The following is a 1,319-nucleotide window of genomic DNA, read 5'->3' on the forward strand; positions in this document are numbered from 1 at the left end:
GACGACACGGGACCCAGCGCGAATCGTCCGGCGCGATCCCGCCACCTGGGACGACGCAGTGGACGTGCGGGTGAAGCATCAAGGTCTCACCCCACGTATGCAGCACGGAGACGAAGCCGATCTCTGCCCCGAGGTACTTGGGATCGCGGGCCAGCTCGCGCATTGCCTCGGCTGAGGTCTTGAAAAGGATGGCGTAGACGGCCTTCCGATTCTGGAGTGCAAGCGATGCCAGAAGATGCGGGATCGTGAACACGACATGGAAATACTCGACCGGCAGCAGGTCGCGCTGCCGATCGGAGAGCCATCGACGACGAGCCGTGGCCTGACACTTCGGGCAGTGGCGGTTGCGGCAAGAGTTGTAGGCGATTTGCTGGTGGTCGCAGCGGTCGCACCGATCGATGTGCCCGCCGCACGCGGCGGTCCTGCACGTCGAGATGGCCGACAGGACCCGTCGCTCTGGTCCTGGGACGCGTCCGCCGCGACTGTCGAGGTAACCATCGACGTGGCTGCGGACGACATCGGCCACCTCCAAGCGGTGGCGCGTCATCATCTCGGCTCGAGATCAGGTTTGCGCGGAGTCGCTCATGTCGAGCGGGCTGCGCGTGCCGACGACCTCGCGCATCGATACCCGGGTGTAGGTCTGTGTCGTGGCAAGACTGCGGTGACCCAGCAAAACCTGGATTACACGCACGCTGGTCCCCGCATCCAGCAGATGCGTCGCGAACGCGTGACGCAGCGAATGCACGGTCAGCTTCGGGTGCAGGCCGGCACGTTGGCGTGCACGTTGACAGACGTACTGGATCGAACGCGTCGACAGAGGGCGATCGGGATCGCGCCCAGGGAACAACCATGTCCTGGGGCGGACAGCACGCCAGTACTCTCGTAACACCTCGTGGAGAGTTTCGGAGAGCGGGACGATGCGGTCTTTGCGCCCCTTGCCCTGGTGAACGTGGATGATCTTTCGCGTACCGTTGATGTCGTGAACTTTCAGGCTGACAGCCTCGGAGACCCGGAGGCCTGCGGCGTAGCACGTGGTCAGCACTGCTCGATGCTTTATATTTGGGATTGCGGCCAAGAATCTGAGCACTTCATCGCGGCCCGGCACGACGGGGAGTCGGCGCTCGACTTTCGGGTGAGGGATCTTTTGGACCAGCACCGGCTTGTCCAGCGTCACGTTATAGAAGAAGCGGAGTGCGGCGACGAACATCGCGTGCTTGCCGTACGCGACCTTCTCGTGAACGACGAGGTGAACCTGGAACTGCCGGATCTCCTCGGCCCCGAGCAGGGCGGGAGATCGCCGGAAGTGCTGAGCGAACAGC

At 63.5% G+C, this 1,319-nt stretch carries 2 protein-coding genes; both read right to left on the reverse strand.

Annotation, left to right across the window (positions count from 1 at the left end; all coding sequences use genetic code 11):
* A partial coding sequence (locus GY725_03055; protein MCP4003154.1) for a transposase occupies positions 1–550 on the reverse strand: 550 nt, incomplete at its 3' end.
* A gap of 12 nt (positions 551–562) precedes the next feature.
* The coding region (locus GY725_03060; GenBank protein MCP4003155.1) for a tyrosine-type recombinase/integrase at positions 563–1,319 on the reverse strand (757 nt) is incomplete at its 5' end.

It is taken from the genome of bacterium, from assembly GCA_024226335.1.
Taxonomy (GTDB): Bacteria; Myxococcota_A; UBA9160; order SZUA-336; family SZUA-336; genus JAAELY01.